Annotated in this window: 14 protein-coding genes and 2 pseudogenes; 8 read left to right on the top strand and 8 right to left on the bottom strand. The window is 72.2% G+C overall.

The annotated features are described in order from the left end of the window. Positions 1-45: 45 nt before the first annotated feature. From ACZ4MU_RS22215 to ACZ4MU_RS22205, 3 genes are all read left to right on the top strand, one after another. Positions 46-2,754 (top strand): xanthine dehydrogenase family protein molybdopterin-binding subunit, encoded by a 2,709-nt coding sequence (locus ACZ4MU_RS22215; RefSeq protein WP_467879247.1) that lies wholly within the window; start codon positions 46-48, stop codon positions 2,752-2,754. Further along, positions 2,754-4,493 carry a ferritin-like domain-containing protein gene (locus ACZ4MU_RS22210; RefSeq protein WP_467879244.1) on the top strand — a complete coding sequence of 580 codons (1,740 nt, stop codon included), beginning with the start codon at positions 2,754-2,756 and terminating at the stop codon, positions 4,491-4,493. Before ACZ4MU_RS22215 ends, ACZ4MU_RS22210 begins: the two co-directional genes overlap by 1 nt. Before the next feature lie 104 nt (positions 4,494-4,597). Beyond that, positions 4,598-5,215, top strand: a complete 618-nt coding sequence (locus ACZ4MU_RS22205) for a TOPRIM nucleotidyl transferase/hydrolase domain-containing protein (protein ID WP_467879242.1) — start codon at positions 4,598-4,600, stop codon at positions 5,213-5,215. Between the two features lie 43 nt (positions 5,216-5,258). Here the strand turns inward: ACZ4MU_RS22205 and ACZ4MU_RS22200 are convergent, their stop codons facing one another. Continuing rightward, positions 5,259-6,227 (bottom strand): endonuclease/exonuclease/phosphatase family protein, encoded by a 969-nt coding sequence (locus ACZ4MU_RS22200; RefSeq protein ID WP_467879239.1) that lies wholly within the window; start codon positions 6,225-6,227, stop codon positions 5,259-5,261. Between the two features lie 210 nt (positions 6,228-6,437). Further along, positions 6,438-6,671, bottom strand: coding sequence for a chaplin (locus ACZ4MU_RS22195; RefSeq protein ID WP_467879236.1), 234 nt, complete (start codon positions 6,669-6,671; stop codon positions 6,438-6,440). A 260-nt stretch (positions 6,672-6,931) separates the two neighbouring features. Between ACZ4MU_RS22195 and ACZ4MU_RS22190 the strand changes: the two genes are divergently transcribed. Beyond that, positions 6,932-8,191, top strand: coding sequence for an MFS transporter (locus ACZ4MU_RS22190; RefSeq protein ID WP_467879342.1), 1,260 nt, complete (start codon positions 6,932-6,934; stop codon positions 8,189-8,191). Positions 8,192-8,218: 27 nt separating this feature from the next. Here the strand turns inward: ACZ4MU_RS22190 and ACZ4MU_RS22185 are convergent, their stop codons facing one another. Together ACZ4MU_RS22185 and ACZ4MU_RS22180 are read right to left on the bottom strand one after the other, a co-directional pair. After that, positions 8,219-9,568, bottom strand: a complete 1,350-nt coding sequence (locus ACZ4MU_RS22185) for a phosphatase PAP2 family protein (RefSeq protein ID WP_467879233.1) — start codon at positions 9,566-9,568, stop codon at positions 8,219-8,221. Between the two features lie 232 nt (positions 9,569-9,800). Then, the gene (locus ACZ4MU_RS22180) at positions 9,801-10,346 is read right to left on the bottom strand and encodes an HFCD family protein (protein ID WP_467879231.1); all 546 of its coding nucleotides are present in this window, start codon (positions 10,344-10,346) and stop codon (positions 9,801-9,803) included. A 283-nt stretch (positions 10,347-10,629) separates the two neighbouring features. On the opposite strand from ACZ4MU_RS22180, the gene ACZ4MU_RS22175 reads away from it, so the two are divergent. After that, positions 10,630-11,418 carry a VOC family protein gene (locus ACZ4MU_RS22175; RefSeq protein ID WP_467879228.1) on the top strand — a complete coding sequence of 263 codons (789 nt, stop codon included), beginning with the start codon at positions 10,630-10,632 and terminating at the stop codon, positions 11,416-11,418. A gap of 164 nt (positions 11,419-11,582) precedes the next feature. Further along, the gene (locus ACZ4MU_RS22170; RefSeq protein WP_467879225.1) at positions 11,583-12,803 is read left to right on the top strand and encodes a PP2C family protein-serine/threonine phosphatase; all 1,221 of its coding nucleotides are present in this window, start codon (positions 11,583-11,585) and stop codon (positions 12,801-12,803) included. A 107-nt stretch (positions 12,804-12,910) separates the two neighbouring features. On the opposite strand, the gene ACZ4MU_RS22165 is transcribed toward ACZ4MU_RS22170, so the two are convergent. Then, entirely contained in the window at positions 12,911-13,468 is a 558-nt protein-coding gene (locus ACZ4MU_RS22165; RefSeq protein ID WP_467879223.1) for a DUF3237 domain-containing protein, read from the bottom strand. 214 nt (positions 13,469-13,682) lie between these two features. Here ACZ4MU_RS22165 and ACZ4MU_RS22160 point away from each other — a divergent pair, with 214 nt between their 5' ends. Together ACZ4MU_RS22160 and ACZ4MU_RS22155 are read left to right on the top strand one after the other, a co-directional pair. Continuing rightward, positions 13,683-14,276 carry a TetR/AcrR family transcriptional regulator gene (locus ACZ4MU_RS22160; RefSeq protein WP_467879220.1) on the top strand — a complete coding sequence of 198 codons (594 nt, stop codon included), beginning with the start codon at positions 13,683-13,685 and terminating at the stop codon, positions 14,274-14,276. A gap of 91 nt (positions 14,277-14,367) precedes the next feature. After that, positions 14,368-14,895 (top strand): GNAT family N-acetyltransferase, encoded by a 528-nt coding sequence (locus tag ACZ4MU_RS22155; RefSeq protein WP_467879217.1) that lies wholly within the window; start codon positions 14,368-14,370, stop codon positions 14,893-14,895. 60 nt (positions 14,896-14,955) lie between these two features. Here the strand turns inward: ACZ4MU_RS22155 and ACZ4MU_RS22150 are convergent. From ACZ4MU_RS22150 to ACZ4MU_RS22140, 3 genes and pseudogenes are all read right to left on the bottom strand, one after another. Continuing rightward, positions 14,956-15,496: pseudogene (locus ACZ4MU_RS22150) on the bottom strand (NADase-type glycan-binding domain-containing protein); the annotation flags it as partial. Next, positions 15,488-15,642 (bottom strand): annotated as a pseudogene (locus tag ACZ4MU_RS22145) (Pvc16 family protein); the annotation flags it as partial. The pseudogenes ACZ4MU_RS22150 and ACZ4MU_RS22145, both read right to left, overlap by 9 nt. Positions 15,643-15,698: 56 nt before the next feature. Continuing rightward, positions 15,699-16,346, bottom strand: coding sequence for a helix-turn-helix transcriptional regulator (locus ACZ4MU_RS22140; RefSeq protein ID WP_467879214.1), 648 nt, complete (start codon positions 16,344-16,346; stop codon positions 15,699-15,701). Positions 16,347-16,521 lie beyond the last annotated feature (175 nt).

Below are 16,521 nucleotides of genomic sequence, written 5' to 3'. Positions count from 1 at the left end.
CATCGTGGGTTGCCGACGGCCCCGGCGGGTGTTGAGGTCGGAGCCATGGGAAGTGAGGGCGACGCGGCCGAAGGCCGCAGGCGCAGGGTGACCGGGCAGAAGGTCTTCGCCAGCGACTTCCGCCCGGTGGACCTGGCCGCCCTGGGGTGGCCCGCGGACTGCCTGCACGCCCTGCTGCTGCGCAGCCGGCACGTCGACCGGCCCTTCACCGGGGTGGACTTCGGACGGGTGCCCGTGGAGCTGCGGCCCGATGTGGTCGTCACCGCCGCCGACCTCCCCCAGCCCCCGTACAGCAACCGGGTCTCCGCCGACAACGTCCAGGCCCTGCTGCCGGCGGGTGAGAGGGCGGACTACCTCGGGCAGCCGGTGGCCGTCGTGGTCTACGGCGACTTCGTACGGTTCCGCCGCGCGGCCCAGGAGCTGCGTGAGGGCGCGGCTCCGGTGACGTACGGCGCCGCCCCCGAGGACGGCGTGCCGGCGCCCGCCGAGGAGCAGCGGATCGCCGAGGACTTGGAGGCGTGGACGCGGCGGGAGTTCACCGGCGCGCAGCGCCAGGCCCACTACCTGCTCGACGCCACCGTCCCGGACGGCTACTCCCACTGGAGCAGGGGCCGTGTCGCCTACGACGCGGCGCAACGGACGTTCGTCAGGAACGGGCAGCCCGACACCGCCGCGGAACAGCTGTTCCAGGCGGTGGAGGACGACATGGCCTCGCCCGGGGCGCCGCGGGCCGTCACCACGACGTTCACCCAGCAGATCGACCCGGCGTTCCTGGAGCCGGAGGCCGGGCTGGCCTGGCTGGACCGCTCCTCCGGCACTCTGCACCTGGTGCTGGGCACGCAGTCGCCGCACGGCGACGTGCCCGACATCCAGACGCTGCTCGGCCGTAACCACCCGGCGGTGCGTTCCGTGCGGCTGTGGTCGAAGGACTGCGGAGGCGGGTTCGGCGGCCGGGACAAGTCGCCGTTCCCGTACTACCTGGCACTCGCGGCCGTGTTCGCGCCGGGCCCCGTCCGCTTGGCCTACGACCGGCGCGAGCAGTTCCAGGGCGGTATGAAACGCCATGCCTCGGCCGTCCGCAGCTGGATCAGCGCCGAACCGGACGGGCGGATCCGGGCCATGCGGTCGTTCGTGGTGCTGCACGGCGGTGTCGAGGCGAACCTCAACGGGCCCGTGCTGGGGCTGGCGGCCCTGCACGCCACCGGCCCCTACCGGGTGCCGCGGGCCTCCGTGCACGCCATCGTGCTGGAGCGGGCGATCCCGATCGTCGGTTCCATGCGCGGTTTCGGCATCCCGCAGGTGGCGTTCAACCTGGAGACCGCGATCGACCGGTTCGCGGTGCGGGGCCTGGGCATGGACCCCATCGACTTCCGCCTGGCCAACGTGGTGCGCTCCGGCACGGCGGGTCCGGCCGGCGCCCCCGACACCGACCTCGCGGGCACCCCGCTGCGCTTCCACGTCGCCGCCGCCGACGTGTGCGCGGCGGCCCGGGAACACCCGCTGTGGCAGGGGCGCGAGGAGGCACGCGACCGGGGCGCCGGGCGCGGGGACGGCGTCCTGTACGGGGTGGGCTTCGCCTGCTGCATGGAGGCGTACGGGACCACCCAGGACAGCGTCTACACGGCCGTTCAGGCGGGTCCGGACGGTCGGGCGGTGGTGTGGGGGCAGAGCGTGGAGATGGGGCAGGGCTCCCGTGCCGCGCTGGAGCAGGCCGTCCACGAGGTACTGGGCGTACCGGCCGTGGCCCGCCTCGGTGAGGTGGGCCCCTTCGAACGCTTCGCCCAGCGGCTCAAGGAGGCCGGGTCGCACGACCAGGTGAAGATCTCGCTGTCCCACGGCGCGAGCAGCGCCTCCAAGACGGCGTTCTTCCATGTGCACGTCGTCCGGGAGGCCTGCCGGGCCCTTCTGCGCCTGCGTCTGCTCCCCGTGGCACGCACGTTGCTCGACGAGCCCGCTCTGAGCGACGACGAGCTGCTGGCGGCCTGGCGGGACGGCGCGGTACGGCTGCCGGGCCGGCCGGTGGTGCCGCTCGCGGCGCTGGCGCGTGAGCTGGAGCGTACCGGGGCGCAGACGTGCGTCATGGCGCACGGTTTCTTCTGCAACGGCTGGTCGCGGGCGACGTTCCAGGCGGACGGGGTCTCCCACGAGGCCTCGGTCGACGCGCTGGCGCTCGTCCGCTCGCCGGATGACGACCCCGTGCCGCTCGCGCCCGTCGGCCCGCTGAGGGCTCCGCCCGCGCGGGGGCCGGGCGGGGACTTCGTGCCACGGTCGCTGTACGCGGCGGCGGGCCATCTGATCGGGGTGGAGGTCGTGCCGCGCCACGGGACGATCCGGGTGGTGGACGCGGTGACGTTCCTGGACGCGGGCGATCCGCTGCTGCCGGCCTCGCTGGAGGGCCAGGTCGAAGGCGGGCTAGCCATGGGCATCTCCCACACGCTGCACGAGGAGCTGCCCCCCGAGACCGGGGCCGGTCCCTACGTCAACTTCGACCGCTACCGCCTCGCCCGGTACGCCGACATCACCGGGATCCGGCGCGCGACGGTGCTGATGCCGCTGCCCGCGACGGGCGTACTCGGCGCGGACGGCCCCCACTTGCGGCACAAGGGCGTCGGCGAGGCGACCATGACGAGCGTCGCCCCGGCCGTCGCCAACGCCGTCGCGCACGCGCTGGGCCAGGGCGACGACCGCTGCTGGCCCGTGCGCACCCCGATCCGCCTGGCCGACCTGGCCCTTCCCGACGACGGGCGGTCCTGATGCAGGAGCCGGAGACCGAGCTCGATCTGACCGTCAACGGCGTTCGCCACCACGGGCGTTCGGTGCCGGGCGACATGTCCCTCGTCCACTTCCTGCACGAGGAGCTGGGGCTGACCGGCACCAAGATCGGCTGTTCCATCGGGGAATGCCGGGCCTGCACGGTGGCGGTCCGCACCCGCGCCCAGGCCCCGCTGGTCACCCGTCAGGCCTGTATGACCAGCATGCGGCACGTACGGGGGTGGGAGGTGACCACCGTGGAGGGCCTGGCGGCCGGGGAGGCGCTGCATCCCGTACAGCAGGCGTTCTTGGACCGTCAGGCGTTCCAGTGCGGTTACTGCACGGCCGGTTTCACCGTCGCCGGAAGCGTCGTCGTCGACCACGCGGCGCGGGGCGGCGGTGCGGGTGACGCCGGGCAGGGACTGGAGGAGACGGTCGACACCGTCCTCGGCTCACATGTGTGCCGCTGCACCAACTACGAGCGGTACCGGGCGGGCGTGCTCGACGCCGCACAGGCCGCCCACCACCTCGCGGAGCCACCGCCTGCTCCCGCCGCCGTGTCCGCCGCCCGCGGGGCCACCGCGCGTCCGAGCCGCACCCGTGCCCTGACCTCGGCGGACACCGAACGGCTCGGCTACACCCCGGTCTTCGACGACCCCACCCTCGAACTGATCCGTCTCCTTCGCGACGGCGCGGAGATCGAACACTCGCTCCTCGTGCAGTACCTGTACGCCGCCTTCTCGGTCAGACTGCCGCGCTTCGCCGACCTCGCCGGCTGGCCCAGCCACCGCTACGGCGGACGGCCGCTGCATCTGATGGGCGTGGCCATCGAGGAGATGACCCACCTCGACATCGTCAACTCCCTGCTCGTCGCGCTCGGCGCGGCCCCCCACCTCGGCCGCCAGCAGTTCCCCTACGAACAGGACATCTATCCCTTCGACTTCGTACTGGAACCGCTGAGCCTGCACAGCGTGGCCAAGTACGTGTACGTCGAGGCGTCGCCCAGCGCCGTCGACCCCGCCGGACAGCACACCCCCGAGGACCGCGCCTTCGTGGACCGCCTGTACGAGGTGCTCGGCGCGGCGGCGCCCACCGCCCCGCGCCCCAACCAGGTCGGCAGCCTCTACCGGAAGGTCACCCGCGTACTGGAGCTGCTGCGCGAGCGGGAGCCGGACCGGCTCGACTACGCGTCCTGGTTCGCCCGGCTGGAGCTGCTGCGCGAGGAAGGCGAGAGCGAACACTTCACGCTCTTCCGGTCCCTGTTCGAGGGCACCCATCCCGCCCTGCGGGACTGCGCCGACGTCTGGAATCCGGCCGGCCCGGACCACCCGGTCCTCCCACTGCGCCACTCCAGCGGACTGCCCCCCTCCGGCAGCCCCGTCCCCGACGAGACGGTCCCGGCACTGCGGCACCTCGCCAACCTCCACTACTGGGCGGTGTGCATGCTGCTGGACGCGTCCTACCGGCAGGGCACGCACTTCCACAGCGCCGCGCGCCGGCACATGACCGGCCCGCTGCGCACCCTGGGGACCGCGCTGGCCCAGCGCGGCGAGGGGCTTCCCTTCGACGTGTTCGTCGCGGGATACGCGCCCGGGCTCGCCGGCGCGGAGAACCTGCGGCTGACCCACACCATGGTGCGGCAGATCGTCCTCGCCCAGGAGCGCTACGCCCGCCACCTCCCGTACGACTACCCGGCCCACTGCGCCCGGGAGACGCTGTGGGAGCTGTCGCTGGTGCTGTAGGCGCCTCGTGGTCCACGCGGGCGCGCGGTCCCGAGCGGTCGGCCTGCCGGGGCCCGGAGAAAGACCCGTGTCGGGTCCGCCCGGGCGCGGGCACAATCGCCTCCATGGCGCAGATGCGAGTGTTCCGGGACGCGGTCACCGACTGGGCGGCGGGCGGTCCCGGTGAGGCGGCGAAAGAGCTGGCCGCGCAGGTGGGCGTACGGACCGCGGTACTGCTCGAAGGGCCGAGCGATCGGGCGGCCGTCGAGACCCTGGCCGAGCGCCGTGGCCGTGATCTGTCCGCCGAGGGCGTGTGCGTCATAGCCATGGGGGGCGCGATGCGCGTGGGACGCTTCGCCGGTCTCCTCGGACCACCCGGGCTCGGACTGCGCCTGACCGGGCTCTGCGACGAACGCGAACTGCGCTATTACGACCGCGCCCTGGACCGGGCGCACGCTCCCCGCGAGGGCTTCTTCGTCTGCAGGACGGACCTGGAGGACGAACTCGTCCGCGCGCTGGGCGTGCCCCGGGTGGAGGAGATCGTCCGGGCCGAGGGCGATTTTCCGGCCTGGCGGACCTTCACCCGGCAGCCCGCCCAGCAGGACCGGTCACCGCACCAGCGGATGCGGCGGTTCCTCGGCACGAGGAAGGGCCGCAAGATCCGCTACGGCCACCTCCTGGTCGAGGCCCTCACACCCCGCCAGGTGCCCGCGCCCCTCGACGGTCTGCTCGCGTGCCTGTGACCGCGACCCGGGAATGTACCGCCCGGCCTTCGGCCCCTCCGGCTCACTGCCCCGTCGAGACCGTCACGGTGGCGTCCACGATCCGGTGGTTGGAGCACGGGATGTACACGCCGTTGCGGTTGGTGCAGCGGTCGGTGGCGATGGGGTGGGTGTCCTCGTCGTAGGAGACCAGACGGCTCTCGGGAGCGAAGACGTGGTCCACCTTCGCCTTCTGCCCGCACTTGCCGAGGAGCGCGCCCTCGGTGCTCTGCTCGCCCCAGCCCGGGCAGAGCGTGTCGAGGTCGTCGAGCTCACGGAAGGTGCCCGTGTTGCCGCCGTTGTCCGGTGTGGCGACGCTCGGCGCGTACCAGGCGTTGAGCAGCGGGTCGTGGGGCTGGGTGTTGAAGTCGCCCGCCGTGATCACGGTGCCGCCGAACTCGTTCATCTTGCCCCGCACCGCCTCCAGTTGGGCCGCCTTCGTCTCCGCCTTGAAGGTGATGTGCGTGGAGCAGAACCGCAGTCCGCCGGGCTGGGAGGCCACGGGCACGCACAGCAGCTTGCGCGCCTTGTCGCCGTCGGCGGGCAGCGTGACGCGGTCGGTGCCGCTCGGGGCGAACCTGCTGAACACGGCGACGCCGTACGGCTCCGTCGCCCCCGTGGCGGTGCGGCAGCCGGTTCCGTCCACGTCCGGCATGGGCTCGAACCGTGCGAAGTTGGTCGGGCTCTGCGGCCAGGCGGCGTCCTGAAGGCCCTTGAGGACAGCGCGGTACTGCGCCGGGCAGATCTCGTTGAGGGAGATGAAGTCGGGGTCGCGGTACTTGACCGAGCCGATGACCGCGTCGACGAGGCCGTTGGTGGTGGAGCCGAAGTTCGACTCCTCACCCGCCACGTTCCAGTGCCAGACCCTGTACGTCGCCGTGTCGGCGACCCCTGCCGTCCCACCCGGGTCCGCCGCCGCTCCGGTCGGCACCGTCCCCACCGTCAGGCCCACCGCGCCGACGACCGCGAGCAGGATGGTCCGTAGTCCGCCCATGTCTCCCCCATGAGATCCCGTTGCACCGGGGGAGATTGTCCGCGCGGGTGATCAAGGCGTCAAGGCGTGATCATTGGTGGTCCCCCGCCCCGCCAGGGCCTCGTCGGGGCGCCGGGACCCTGCGGGCCGCCCGGCCGGAGCGGCTGTACGTGCCGTACCGGCCGGGCAGCACACCTGGGCGCCGGGTCGGCCCCGGCGCCCGAGGGGGACTCAGCGGTTGACGCAGGTGTTGCCGGTGGCCGGGTTCAGCAGGCCGGCGACGTCCACGCTGTTGCCGCAGATGTTGACCGGCACGTGGATGGGCACCTGGATCACGTTGCCCGAGAGGAACCCCGGGGACCCGACGGCCACACCGTTGGCACCGGCGTCGGCCACCGCCGCACCAGTACCGGCGAACACACCGGCGACAGCGGCCATGGCAACGAAGGCAGTGCGAATACGCATGTCTCTCCCAGATTTCGGTGGAACGTGGTGACCGCCGAAGCCCATCACGCCGAGCCGGTCCAGCTGATCGGGTAATCGTTCATTTCGGAGCGATTCACTCCCAGGGATACAGCCGCTTGACCCAGAGGGAGCAACCGCGGCTCCCCGGGAACCCGCCGGACCCCGCCGGAAAATCGATTGCCCGGGATCGGCGCCGCCCCGCACCATCGTCACTCGTGACCACCACGGCGTCCCCCACCCTCCGCTCCCGTCTGGCCCGCATGCTGCCGGACCTCTCCCCGTGGCGGTCCTCCGCCGACTTCCGGCTGCTCTGGGTGCAGGGCATCGTCGCGATCCTCGCCGGCTCGATGGCGATGGTCGCGCTGCCGCTCCAGATCAAGGAGCTCACCGACTCGCCGCTCGCGGTGGGGGCGATGGGCCTGGTCGAGCTGGTGCCGCTGGTGGTGTTCGGGCTGTACGGCGGGGCGCTCGCCGACGCCGTGGACCGCCGCAAGGTGATCCTGGCGACCGAGGCGGGGCTGGCCGTGCTGGCGGTGCTGCTGCTGGGCAACGCGGTCCTGGGCACCCCCCGGCTGTGGCCGCTGTACGTGGTCGCGGCGTGCGTCTCGGCGCTGGCCGGGCTCCAGCGGCCCGCGCTGGACTCGCTGCTGGCCCGGATCGTGCCGCACGAGCAGCAGACCGCCGCCGCCGCGCTGAACGCGGTGCGCTGGCAGACGGGCATGATCGCGGGTCCGGCCGCCGCGGGCCTCGTGGTGGCGTACGCGGGTCACGGCACGGCGTACGCCCTGACGGCGGCGGGCTTCCTCGGCTCGGCCCTGCTGTGCCTGCGCCTCTCGCCTGCCCCGCCCGCGCACGACGCCGACAAGCCGTCCCTGCGCGGCATCGCCGAGGGCGCGCGCTACGCCTGGTCGCGGCCGGTGCTGCTGGGGACGTACGCCGTCGACCTGGCGGCGATGCTCTTCGCGTTCCCGAACACGATCTTCCCGTTCCTGGCGGACGAGCTGGACGCGCCGTGGGCCCTCGGGCTGATGTACGCCGCCGGATCGGCCGGGTCGGTGCTGGTCAGCCTGACCAGCGGGTGGACGTCGCGGGTGCGCCGGCACGGGCTGCTGGTGGTCTTCGGGGCGGCCGGATGGGGGCTGGCGATCGCGGCGGCCGGCTGGTGCTCCGACATCTGGCCGGTACTGCTCTGCCTGGGGGCGGCGGGCGCCGGTGACATGCTGAGCGGCCTGGGGCGCTCCACCATCTGGAACCAGACCATCCCCGAGCACCTGCGGGGACGGCTGGCGGGCATCGAGGTGCTCTCCTACAGTGTCGGCCCGCAGCTGGGGCAGGTCCGAGCGGGCGGGATGGCCGGGTGGACGGGCACCCGGTCCGCCTTCTGGTCCGGCGGCCTGGCCTGTCTGGCGTCCGTGGCGCTGCTGGCGGCGGTCCTGCCGAAGCTCCTCACGTACGACGCGGACACGGACGACGACGCCCTTCGCCGCAAGGCCCAGCGGGAGGACATGCCGACCAGGTGAGGAGGGCCCCCGTCGCCCCTCAAGGGCTCATGCCATCTCGGGCTGCGTTTCCTGTTCCGTCTTCCCGGCACGCGCGGTCTCCGCATTCCACCCCTTGGTGGTCCGTACGTATCCGTGGACGACCGAGCCCGTGGCCAGAAGGAGAAGGGGCGCGAACACCAGCGGATGGTCCGCCATTTCCAGGGACAGATAGCGGTAGGAAAGCAGAAGCGCGGTGAAGACCGCCGACCCGTAAAGGACGAACTGGATTCCCGACCGCTCCCAGCCCCGGTCGAACGAGCGCGTCGCCGCTTCTATCGTGACGGCGAACACGGCACCGGCGAGAAGGTCCGCCCCGTAGTGATAACCGAATCCCAGCGTCGCGCCGAGCGTGGCGACCAGCCAGAACGTACCGGCGACGCGCCCGATCCGCGGGGCGTTGCGGGAATGGATGAAGATCGTGGTGGCCCACGCGGTGTGCAGGCTGGGCATGCAGTTGCGCGGCGTGATCTCGTCGTACGGGAACGGGTGCGGGGCGCTGATGGAGGGCACCGTGTCCGGCCACATCTGGGCCAGCGCCCAGGTTCCGCCGCCGGTGCCGAAGGCCCCGTCGCCGTAGGTGAAGACGGGTCCGACCACGGGGAAGAGCATGTAGACGGCCGGTCCGACCAGGCCGATGACCAGGAAGGTGCGCACCAGGTGATGGCCGGGGAAGCGGCGCTCCGCGGCCACGTTGCGCAATTGGTACAGCGCGAAGAGGGCCGCCGCGAGCGGCAGCTGCCCGTAGACGAAGTGGAGGATGTGCGACCCCACCGGGCCGCCGGCCTCGACGATCTGGCCCGCCACCCAGGAGGGGTTGCCCAGCGCGTGGTCGGCGGTCACCACGTACTGGTCGAGTACGTTCGGGCGGGTCTTCGAGGTGATGAGCAGCCAGGTGTCGCCGGTCTTGTGACCGACCACGAGGAGCATCCCCAGCCCGACACCCTTCAGCAGAAGGACGCGTTCCTGTCCGGTGCGGCGCGTGACGGCGAGGACGGCACAGGCCGCCATCACCCACAGTGGACCATTTCCGAAGGCCATCTTGGCGTCGACGATCCAGCGCACCGACATGAATACGGCGTCGATACCGACCGCGACACCGGCGGCGATGAACCGCTGCCGCCAGGTGAGCACCACCATCATCAGGGCCATGCCGGCGTACAGGAGCGGCCCCGACTTGGGGGCGAAAATCAGCTCCGGCACCTGACCGGTGACCGGCCCGGACATGCCGTAATGATGCGCGGTGATCTCCAGCGCCACGAAAAACCCGAGGGTCACCACGCCGACGGCGGCCCACAGCTTCGACTGCGGCCGACGCGACGCGGCGGAATCCGTTCTGGAGTTTATTCGCGAAAGCACCCGCGGTATTATCGAGTTCAATTATTTGGCCGATGTGTGAGATTTTCCGTCAATAGGTCGCCCTTCGTGCCGGCCAGTGCGTTTCTCCGGTGAAGGACGGGCGCTGAGGGCGACCGGCGTTCGATCATGCTATCGGAGCTGAGCGGGTGGTTTGCCGGGTCCTGGGTGAGGCGCGGGACAGCCTGCCGGGGCCCGGACGAACGAAGACGGGAGGGAAGGCGTTCCTTTCGCCTTACGGCGTGAGCACGCGCGCGGCAGCGGTAAGAGCGACATGCCACGGGTATCCCTCCGGCCGCTCCTCCCCCGGCTGATTCGGAATGAACACTTCCTCGCCGTGGAGCACGCTCACGCCCGCACCGCGCAGGGTCTCCACCGAGCGCTCGAACGCGGGGTGCCGCTCATACGCGGCATTGACGCACGGCATCGCCACGGTCGGAATCCCCCTCCCGATCGCCTCCGCCGCGACCCCGATGACAAAACTGTTCGTCAGCCCGAGGGCCCACGCGTTCACCGAATGGAAGGTGGCGGGCGCGAACAGGATGGCGTCGGCCTGCGGCCACACCTCCGGCTCGCCGGGCCTTCCGTAGTCGAAGCGCACCGGATGCCCGGTCAGCACCGCCAGCCCGTCGAGGCTGCCCTCCAGCCAGCGGGCGGCGGTCGGCGTGAGCCCGAGGCAAACGTCCCAGCCGTCGGCCTGGGCGGCCTCGACGACCCCGGCCACGTCGAAGACCGGAGGCGCCGCCGAGCAGAACAGATAGAGAGTCCGAGGCATCGTCATGGCCCCCATCCCACCCCGCCGAGTGGATCACATGCAACCGCCTCCTCCTCGGGCCCCTCCGGGCCGGGCGCCACCGTCCGGGCCGTGATCCGCCGCCGCGCCCGCCAGGCCACCGCATCCCCACGTCCCGCCCCGGGGCTTGGCCGGGCGGGCGGTCGTCGCCAGGCGTGGTGCGGGAGCCGTGGCCCGGGTTTTGGGTGCGCCGGGGTTGGAGAGGTCACTGGGTGCCCGGAGCGGGGATGCCGCTCCTCGGACCGCCCCCTTCACTCCTGGGAGACCGCTCATGTCCCTTGCCGACAGCCCCTATCTGCCCGGGACCCCTTGCTGGGTCGACCTCGTGGTGCCCGACCAGCAGGCGGCACTCGACTTCTACGGTGACGTCTTCGGCTGGGAGCGCGAGGCCGGGACACCGGAGAGCGGCGGATACGCCATCTGCACCCTGAAGGGGAAACCCGTCGCCGGTATAGCGGCCGCGACGCCCCCCGACGGCGGGCCCGCGCCCCGCAGCGTGTGGACCACCTACTTCGCCGTGCCCGATGCCGACGCGAGCGAGAAGACGATCGCCGAGAGCGGCGGCGCCGTGGTCGGCCCCGGCACGGATGTGCGTACGCTCGGCCGTGTGTCGACGGCCACCGACCCCACGGGCGCGGCCTTCGGTCTGTGGCAGGCCCGGGACTTCTTCGGGGCGCGGATCGTCAACGAGCCCGGCGCGTTCATCTGGAACGAACTGAACACCGCCGACCCCGAGGCCGCGGCGCGCTTCTACTCCCGTGTCCTGGGCATCACCAGGACCCCGATGGAGGGTGAGCCGGGCTACTTCGCCCTCCAGGTCGACGGGCGGACCGTCGCCGGAATGCAGGGGCTCGACAAGCTCCCCGAGGGCACGCCCTCGCACTGGCTGACGTACTTCGCCGTCGACGGCACCGACCGCGTCGTCGAGGCCGTCGTCCGCGCCGGCGGCGCGGTGCGCAAACCCCCCTTCGACATGAGTACGGGCCGGATGGCGGTGGTGCGGGACCCGCAGGGCGGCACGTTCGCCGTCATCACCCCATCGCGCGGTGAAACCGGCTGACGGCACGGGCGGGTCAGGGGGCCAACGCGGCGCGGGGCCGGGTGAAGCCCGGCCCCGCCGGGGAGCGGGTGCTCCGCTTCCGCCGGGTGGCCGCACGGGAAGGATCGTGCGGGGCGGGATGCGGGAGGGGGTGTGAGACTGCCGGAAGGAGGAGGTGGTCGGTCATGGGCAGGGATGGCGCCGAGAACCCCGACTGCGGCGAGCGCCTGCTGGAGGAGCTGCTCGCCCAGGTGCACGCCGCGCCGCCGATGGACCTGCCGGCGCTGGTGAACCGGTTCGCCGAGGCGTACGGCCTGGGAGAGGTCGTCATCTACTTGACCGACCTTCAGCAGCGCAGTCTCGTGCCGCTCACCGAAGGGGTCCCGACGCTGGACATCGACACGTCCATCGCCGGCGGGTGCTACCGGACGGTCTCCCTCCGGATGGAGAGCGTGGAGACCGGTGTCCTCTGCCTGTGGCTGCCCGTCGTGGACGGCGCCGAGCGGCTGGGGGTACTGGGTGTACGGACGCGTTCCGTGGACGCCGTACGGCTGCGGCGCTGCCGGATGCTGACCCAGGTCGTGGCGATGGCCATCACCTCCAAGCGCGCCTACAGCGACAGCTTCGCGCGCAAGGCGCGGGCCGAGCGCATGCAGCTGCCCGCCGAGATGCTCCGCGCCTTCCTCGCCCCGCGCACCATCGGCAACAGCCACGTGGTCTCCACCGCCGTACTGGAACCGGCGTACCAGATCGGGGGTGACGCCTTCGACCACTCGCTCACCCAGTCCACTCTCCACGCCGCGATCCTCGACGCCATGGGGCACGACCTCGCCTCCGGGCTGACGACCTCGGTCGCGCTGGCCGGCTGCCGCAACGCGCGGCGGGCCGGGGCGGGGCTGCTCGACCTCGTCGAGACCATCGACCAGGCGCTCGGCCAGTGGCTGCCCGACAAGTACTGCACCGGCATCCTCACCCAGCTGGACCTCGCCACGGGCGTGTTCAGCTGGTGCAACTGCGGGCACCCGCCGCCTCTGCTCATCCGGGACGGGCGGGTCGTCGACGGCGCCCTCGAACGCACTCCCCAGCCGCCCATGGGCCTGCCCGCCAGGTTCAGCACCGCGCCCAGGGCCGTCCACGAGGTCACGCTTGAGCCCGGCGACCGCGTGCTGTTCTACACCGACGGCGTCACGGAGGGGCGTACCGCCGGGGGCGGGGAGTTCGGCATGGACCGCTTCACCGACTCCATCATCCTCGCCACCGCGGCGGGCGAACTGGCCGCGGAGACACTGCGGCGCCTCATCCACTCCATCCTGGACAGCGGGCAGAACGACCTGCGCGACGACGCCACCATGCTCCTCATCGAGTGGTGGGCCCCGTCGACGAAGCCCGAGCCACCACGGGGGTGAGACCGACGGCTGAGGACACGTGCACGGGCACGGGCGAACCGCGTGCTCTGGTGGACGGGCTCGTTCGCACCCGCTGACGCGCCGGCGCACGTGATCCCGGCGTTCCGTCACAGAACCTGGAAGACCTTGTAGGCGACGCCCCCCTCGACCAGGTAGCCCGTTCCGACGCAGACCGTGTCGTTGAGCCAGGCGTAGGCCTCGGAGCCCGTCTCGAAGAGAGGGGTGGTGCGGAAGTAGTAGCGGGCGGGGTGGACGCGGTGCCGCTCGGCGGGATCGGCCATGGCGTCGCGCAGATCGGGGGGAGTGGCCCAACGGCCCCCGTACGTCAGATGCACAAGCGCGCCGTCGTGGGTGCGCAGCGTCAGGCGCACGTCCAGGCGCATCGTCGTGTCGGGGCCGAAGAGCGCCCAGTCCCCTCCCCCGGGCAGGACCTCCCCGTGCAGCCGGGGGCCCACGAAGGTGCCGCCCGCGGAGCCGAAGAAGACCCGGCGGCCGAACGGGCCGTCGCCGATGGGCAGACGCGGTTCGAGGTCGACGACCATGTCGAACAGGTGCGCCGTGCGGATGTTCCCCACGTCCCTGAGGCGCGGATCCACGGTCACTCCGCGGCTGCTCTCCACAACGGCCGGCGCGTGCGCCGACGGGAACGAGCGGTGGTCCTGCACGGGTGCCTCCTTGAGAACGCCGACTCGGACGAGCCGGTCCACGCGGCCGACACGCGGACGGGCAAACAAAACGTACGACCGGTCGTACGCTTATGGCAAGGGATGAGAGGATGGCCGGATGAGCGAGCACACGGGTGGGCGTCGGCCTTTCGACCGGCCCGCACCTTCTCCCGGCGCGGGAGAGGAGGCGGGGGTGGACCTCCAAGGGGCTGTGGTGGATCAGCGGCTTCTGCGCGGCGCCCGGACACGGCGCAGGATCGCGCGGCATGGCGTCGACGTGGCCTCCCAGGAGGGACTCGAAGGGCTCAGCATCGGCCGGCTCGCGACCGACCTGGGGCTGAGCAAGAGCGGGGTGCAGACCCTCTTCAAGACCAAGGAGAACCTGCAACTCGCGGTCGCGGAGTCGGCCCGCCAGGCGTTCACCGAAGCAGTCGTCGATCCCGCCCGGAGCGCCCCGCCGGGGGCCGCCCGGCTGCGCGCGCTCACGGAGCACTGGATCACCTACGCCGAGGAGCCCCTCTTCGCGGGCGGCTGCTTCTGGGCCGCCAACCTGCCGGAGTTCGACGACCGGCCCGGGAGCGTCCGCAACCTGCTGGCGCTCCACCGGCGCACCTGGCAGACCCTCCTCGCGGACGAGCTGCGCCACGCCGTGAGGAACGGCGAAATCGCCGAACGGGACTGCGATCTGACGGCATTTCAGCTCAACGCCGTCCTCCACGCCGCGAACCTCGCGCTGCGGCTGGGCGAGGCCGATGCCGTCTCCCGGGTCCGCCGCACGGTCGACGGCTTCCTCGGGCCGGTGCGCTGACGGGGGGCGCCCCTCCATCCGACCCGGAGCGGAATACGTGCCCTTGGCCGAGCGAAACACGGGCGAAACGCGCGCTGACTATGGTCGACGGATGAGCAGCAGGGTGAACGGGGCGTTCTCCGCCCCGGCGCGGGTCCGGGCAGGCGTCGAGGACGACCTGGAGGAACTGACCCGTATCTACAACCACTACGTCGTCGAGACCCCGATCACCTTCGACGTCGAGCCGTTCACCGTGGAGCAGCGACGCCCGTGGCTGGCCTCCCACCCCACCGACGGCCCGCACCGGCTCCTGGTCGCCGAGGAGGGCGGCAAGGTCCTCGGCTACGCGACCAGCAGCCCGTTCCGTCCCAAACCGGCGTACTCGACCTCGGTCGAGACCAGCGTCTATCTGGCGCCCGAGCACGTGGGACGCGGTGTCGGCAGTCTGCTGTACGCCGCGCTCTTCGGGGTGCTGGAGGGCGAGGACGTACGCCAGGTGCTCGCCGGGACAGCCCTGCCCAACGACGCGTCGCGCCGGCTCCATCTGCGCTTCGGCTTCCAGCCCGTCGGGGTGTACCGGGAAGTCGGGCGCAAGTTCGGCCGGTACTGGGACGTCGCCTGGTTCCAGAGGCCGGTGTAGCCTCCGGGACCACGCCCCCGCCCGGCTCCTCGTGTCACCCGGTGGCCCGCCCCAGAGGCCGTGCGAGCTGGACCGGCCGAAGAACTCGACCTCCGCGAGGGCGACCTGCTTGTCGCCGGAGACGGCGTACGCCGCCTCGACGGTGAGGCGGACCCGGACCGCGTCACCGACACGGAAGTGGCGGCGCCGGCCGCCCGCGCCCTGGTCGAGGGTGATGTCGCGCGTCGTCGTCCTGCCGTCCTTCGTGGTCACCGTGGCCTTGAGGCGGTGCGGCGGCGCGGAGTCGCCCAGCTTGTCGGCGCGCCGAGACGCCCGGCGTGATGGCCACGTCCAGCAGCCGGGTGGGCTCCGCGAAGCTCACCTCGGCCCACTGGCCCTGCCCGGACTGCGGGACACCCGGAGCCCACCAGGTGTTGCTCCGCCTGTCGAAGGCGAGCTGCGGCTGGTGCCCGGCGTAGGAGCGCGAGGCGCGGAAGCCGTCGGGTGCCACGGGGGCGCGCTTGGCGAAGTGGTCGCGCGTGGCGTCGACGGCGTCCGGGACGTACAGGACCGCGAGGACGAGGGCGGTCACCGCGACCGCCGCCGCCACCCACGTACCCAGGACGGCCGACAGCAGCCGGTGTTCGTCCTGGGGGTCTTGGTCCACGCCGTCAGCAGGCAGGAGAGCCGGAACCACCGCGGTGGCCCGCGGCGGCGCACCACGATGTCGCGCTCGTCGCGCACCGGCAGCCGACCGCGCCGGCGCCGGTCGGGCCCTCGGTGCCCGTCAGGCCGTCGAGGGCAGCCGGGGTGTGCCCGTTCGGTCAGATGTAGCCCTCGCGCAGGGCATAGGCCACGGCGTGCGCGCGGTTGCGCAGATGCAGGCGGGTGGTGAGGGCGTGGATGACGTTCTTGACGGTGCGTTCGGAGTACGACAGCTTGCCCGCGATCTCCCCCGTGTCGAGGCCGTCGGCGATCAGCCGCAGCACGTCCACCTCGCGCGGCACGAGACCGATCGAGGGGGCGTCCGGGCGGCCCTCGGCGCCCCGGTGCAGCGTGCCCACCTGGCTGATGAGCCGTCCCAGCAGGTCCGCGGGCAGGTCGCCGTCGCCGCGCGAGGCGGCCAGGACCGCCTGTACGAGCCGGTGGGCGGTGGCCTCGTGCCGCCAGACGATGGCGCCGATGCCGCATCCGACGATGTCCAGCAGCTCCGTCTCGCGGACCGTGTCGACGACGACCACGGCCCGCGCCCCCTCGCTCCGTACGATCCGGCGCAACCGGCTCAGCGCGGCCTCGTCGAGCGTGTTCTCGACGAAGAGGGAGACCGTGCCGGGGCCGGTCTCCTCGCGCAGCTCGATCTCCGGGTGCCGGCGCAGTTGGCTGACGGCTCCCTCACGGCTGATCGGGTCCGGTGCGGTGACGGCCACCGGAACCCGCCGTCGAACGGCGCGCGTCTGTACGGCATCGGACATCGTGGCGGTCCCCAGTGAGTTCAGCAACCGTCTCCCCCTGTTCACAGGCGTGCCGTACGAGGACGTCCGGCACCGGACAACTGCTTCACCCTTCTTCGGGGGCGGCCGCGCACGCAATCGTGGAGCACCACGAGGCACACCACGAGACCACCACGAGAGGGCCTTACGCCCCCCT

The organism is Streptomyces sp. NPDC026377, from assembly GCF_055567715.1.
Note: the sequence above shows the minus strand (reverse complement) of the source record. Positions and strands in the feature narration are given on the sequence as shown.

Bases quoted from the DNA above. Each gene is read 5' to 3' on its own strand.
- ACZ4MU_RS22175 (WP_467879228.1), top strand. From the start codon at position 10,630: ATGTCCCTTGCCGACAGCCCCTATCTGCCCGGGACCCCTTGCTGGGTC.
- ACZ4MU_RS22170 (WP_467879225.1), top strand. From the start codon at position 11,583: ATGGGCAGGGATGGCGCCGAGAACCCCGACTGCGGCGAGCGCCTGCTG.
- ACZ4MU_RS22155 (WP_467879217.1), top strand. From the start codon at position 14,368: ATGAGCAGCAGGGTGAACGGGGCGTTCTCCGCCCCGGCGCGGGTCCGG.
- ACZ4MU_RS22200 (WP_467879239.1), bottom strand. From the start codon at position 6,227: ATGGGCGGACTACGGACCATCCTGCTCGCGGTCGTCGGCGCGGTGGGC.
- ACZ4MU_RS22195 (WP_467879236.1), bottom strand. From the start codon at position 6,671: ATGCGTATTCGCACTGCCTTCGTTGCCATGGCCGCTGTCGCCGGTGTG.
- ACZ4MU_RS22180 (WP_467879231.1), bottom strand. From the start codon at position 10,346: ATGACGATGCCTCGGACTCTCTATCTGTTCTGCTCGGCGGCGCCTCCG.
- ACZ4MU_RS22190 (WP_467879342.1), top strand. From the start codon at position 6,932: ATGCTGCCGGACCTCTCCCCGTGGCGGTCCTCCGCCGACTTCCGGCTG.
- ACZ4MU_RS22205 (WP_467879242.1), top strand. From the start codon at position 4,598: ATGGCGCAGATGCGAGTGTTCCGGGACGCGGTCACCGACTGGGCGGCG.
- ACZ4MU_RS22140 (WP_467879214.1), bottom strand. From the start codon at position 16,346: ATGTCCGATGCCGTACAGACGCGCGCCGTTCGACGGCGGGTTCCGGTG.
- ACZ4MU_RS22210 (WP_467879244.1), top strand. From the start codon at position 2,754: ATGCAGGAGCCGGAGACCGAGCTCGATCTGACCGTCAACGGCGTTCGC.
- ACZ4MU_RS22215 (WP_467879247.1), top strand. From the start codon at position 46: ATGGGAAGTGAGGGCGACGCGGCCGAAGGCCGCAGGCGCAGGGTGACC.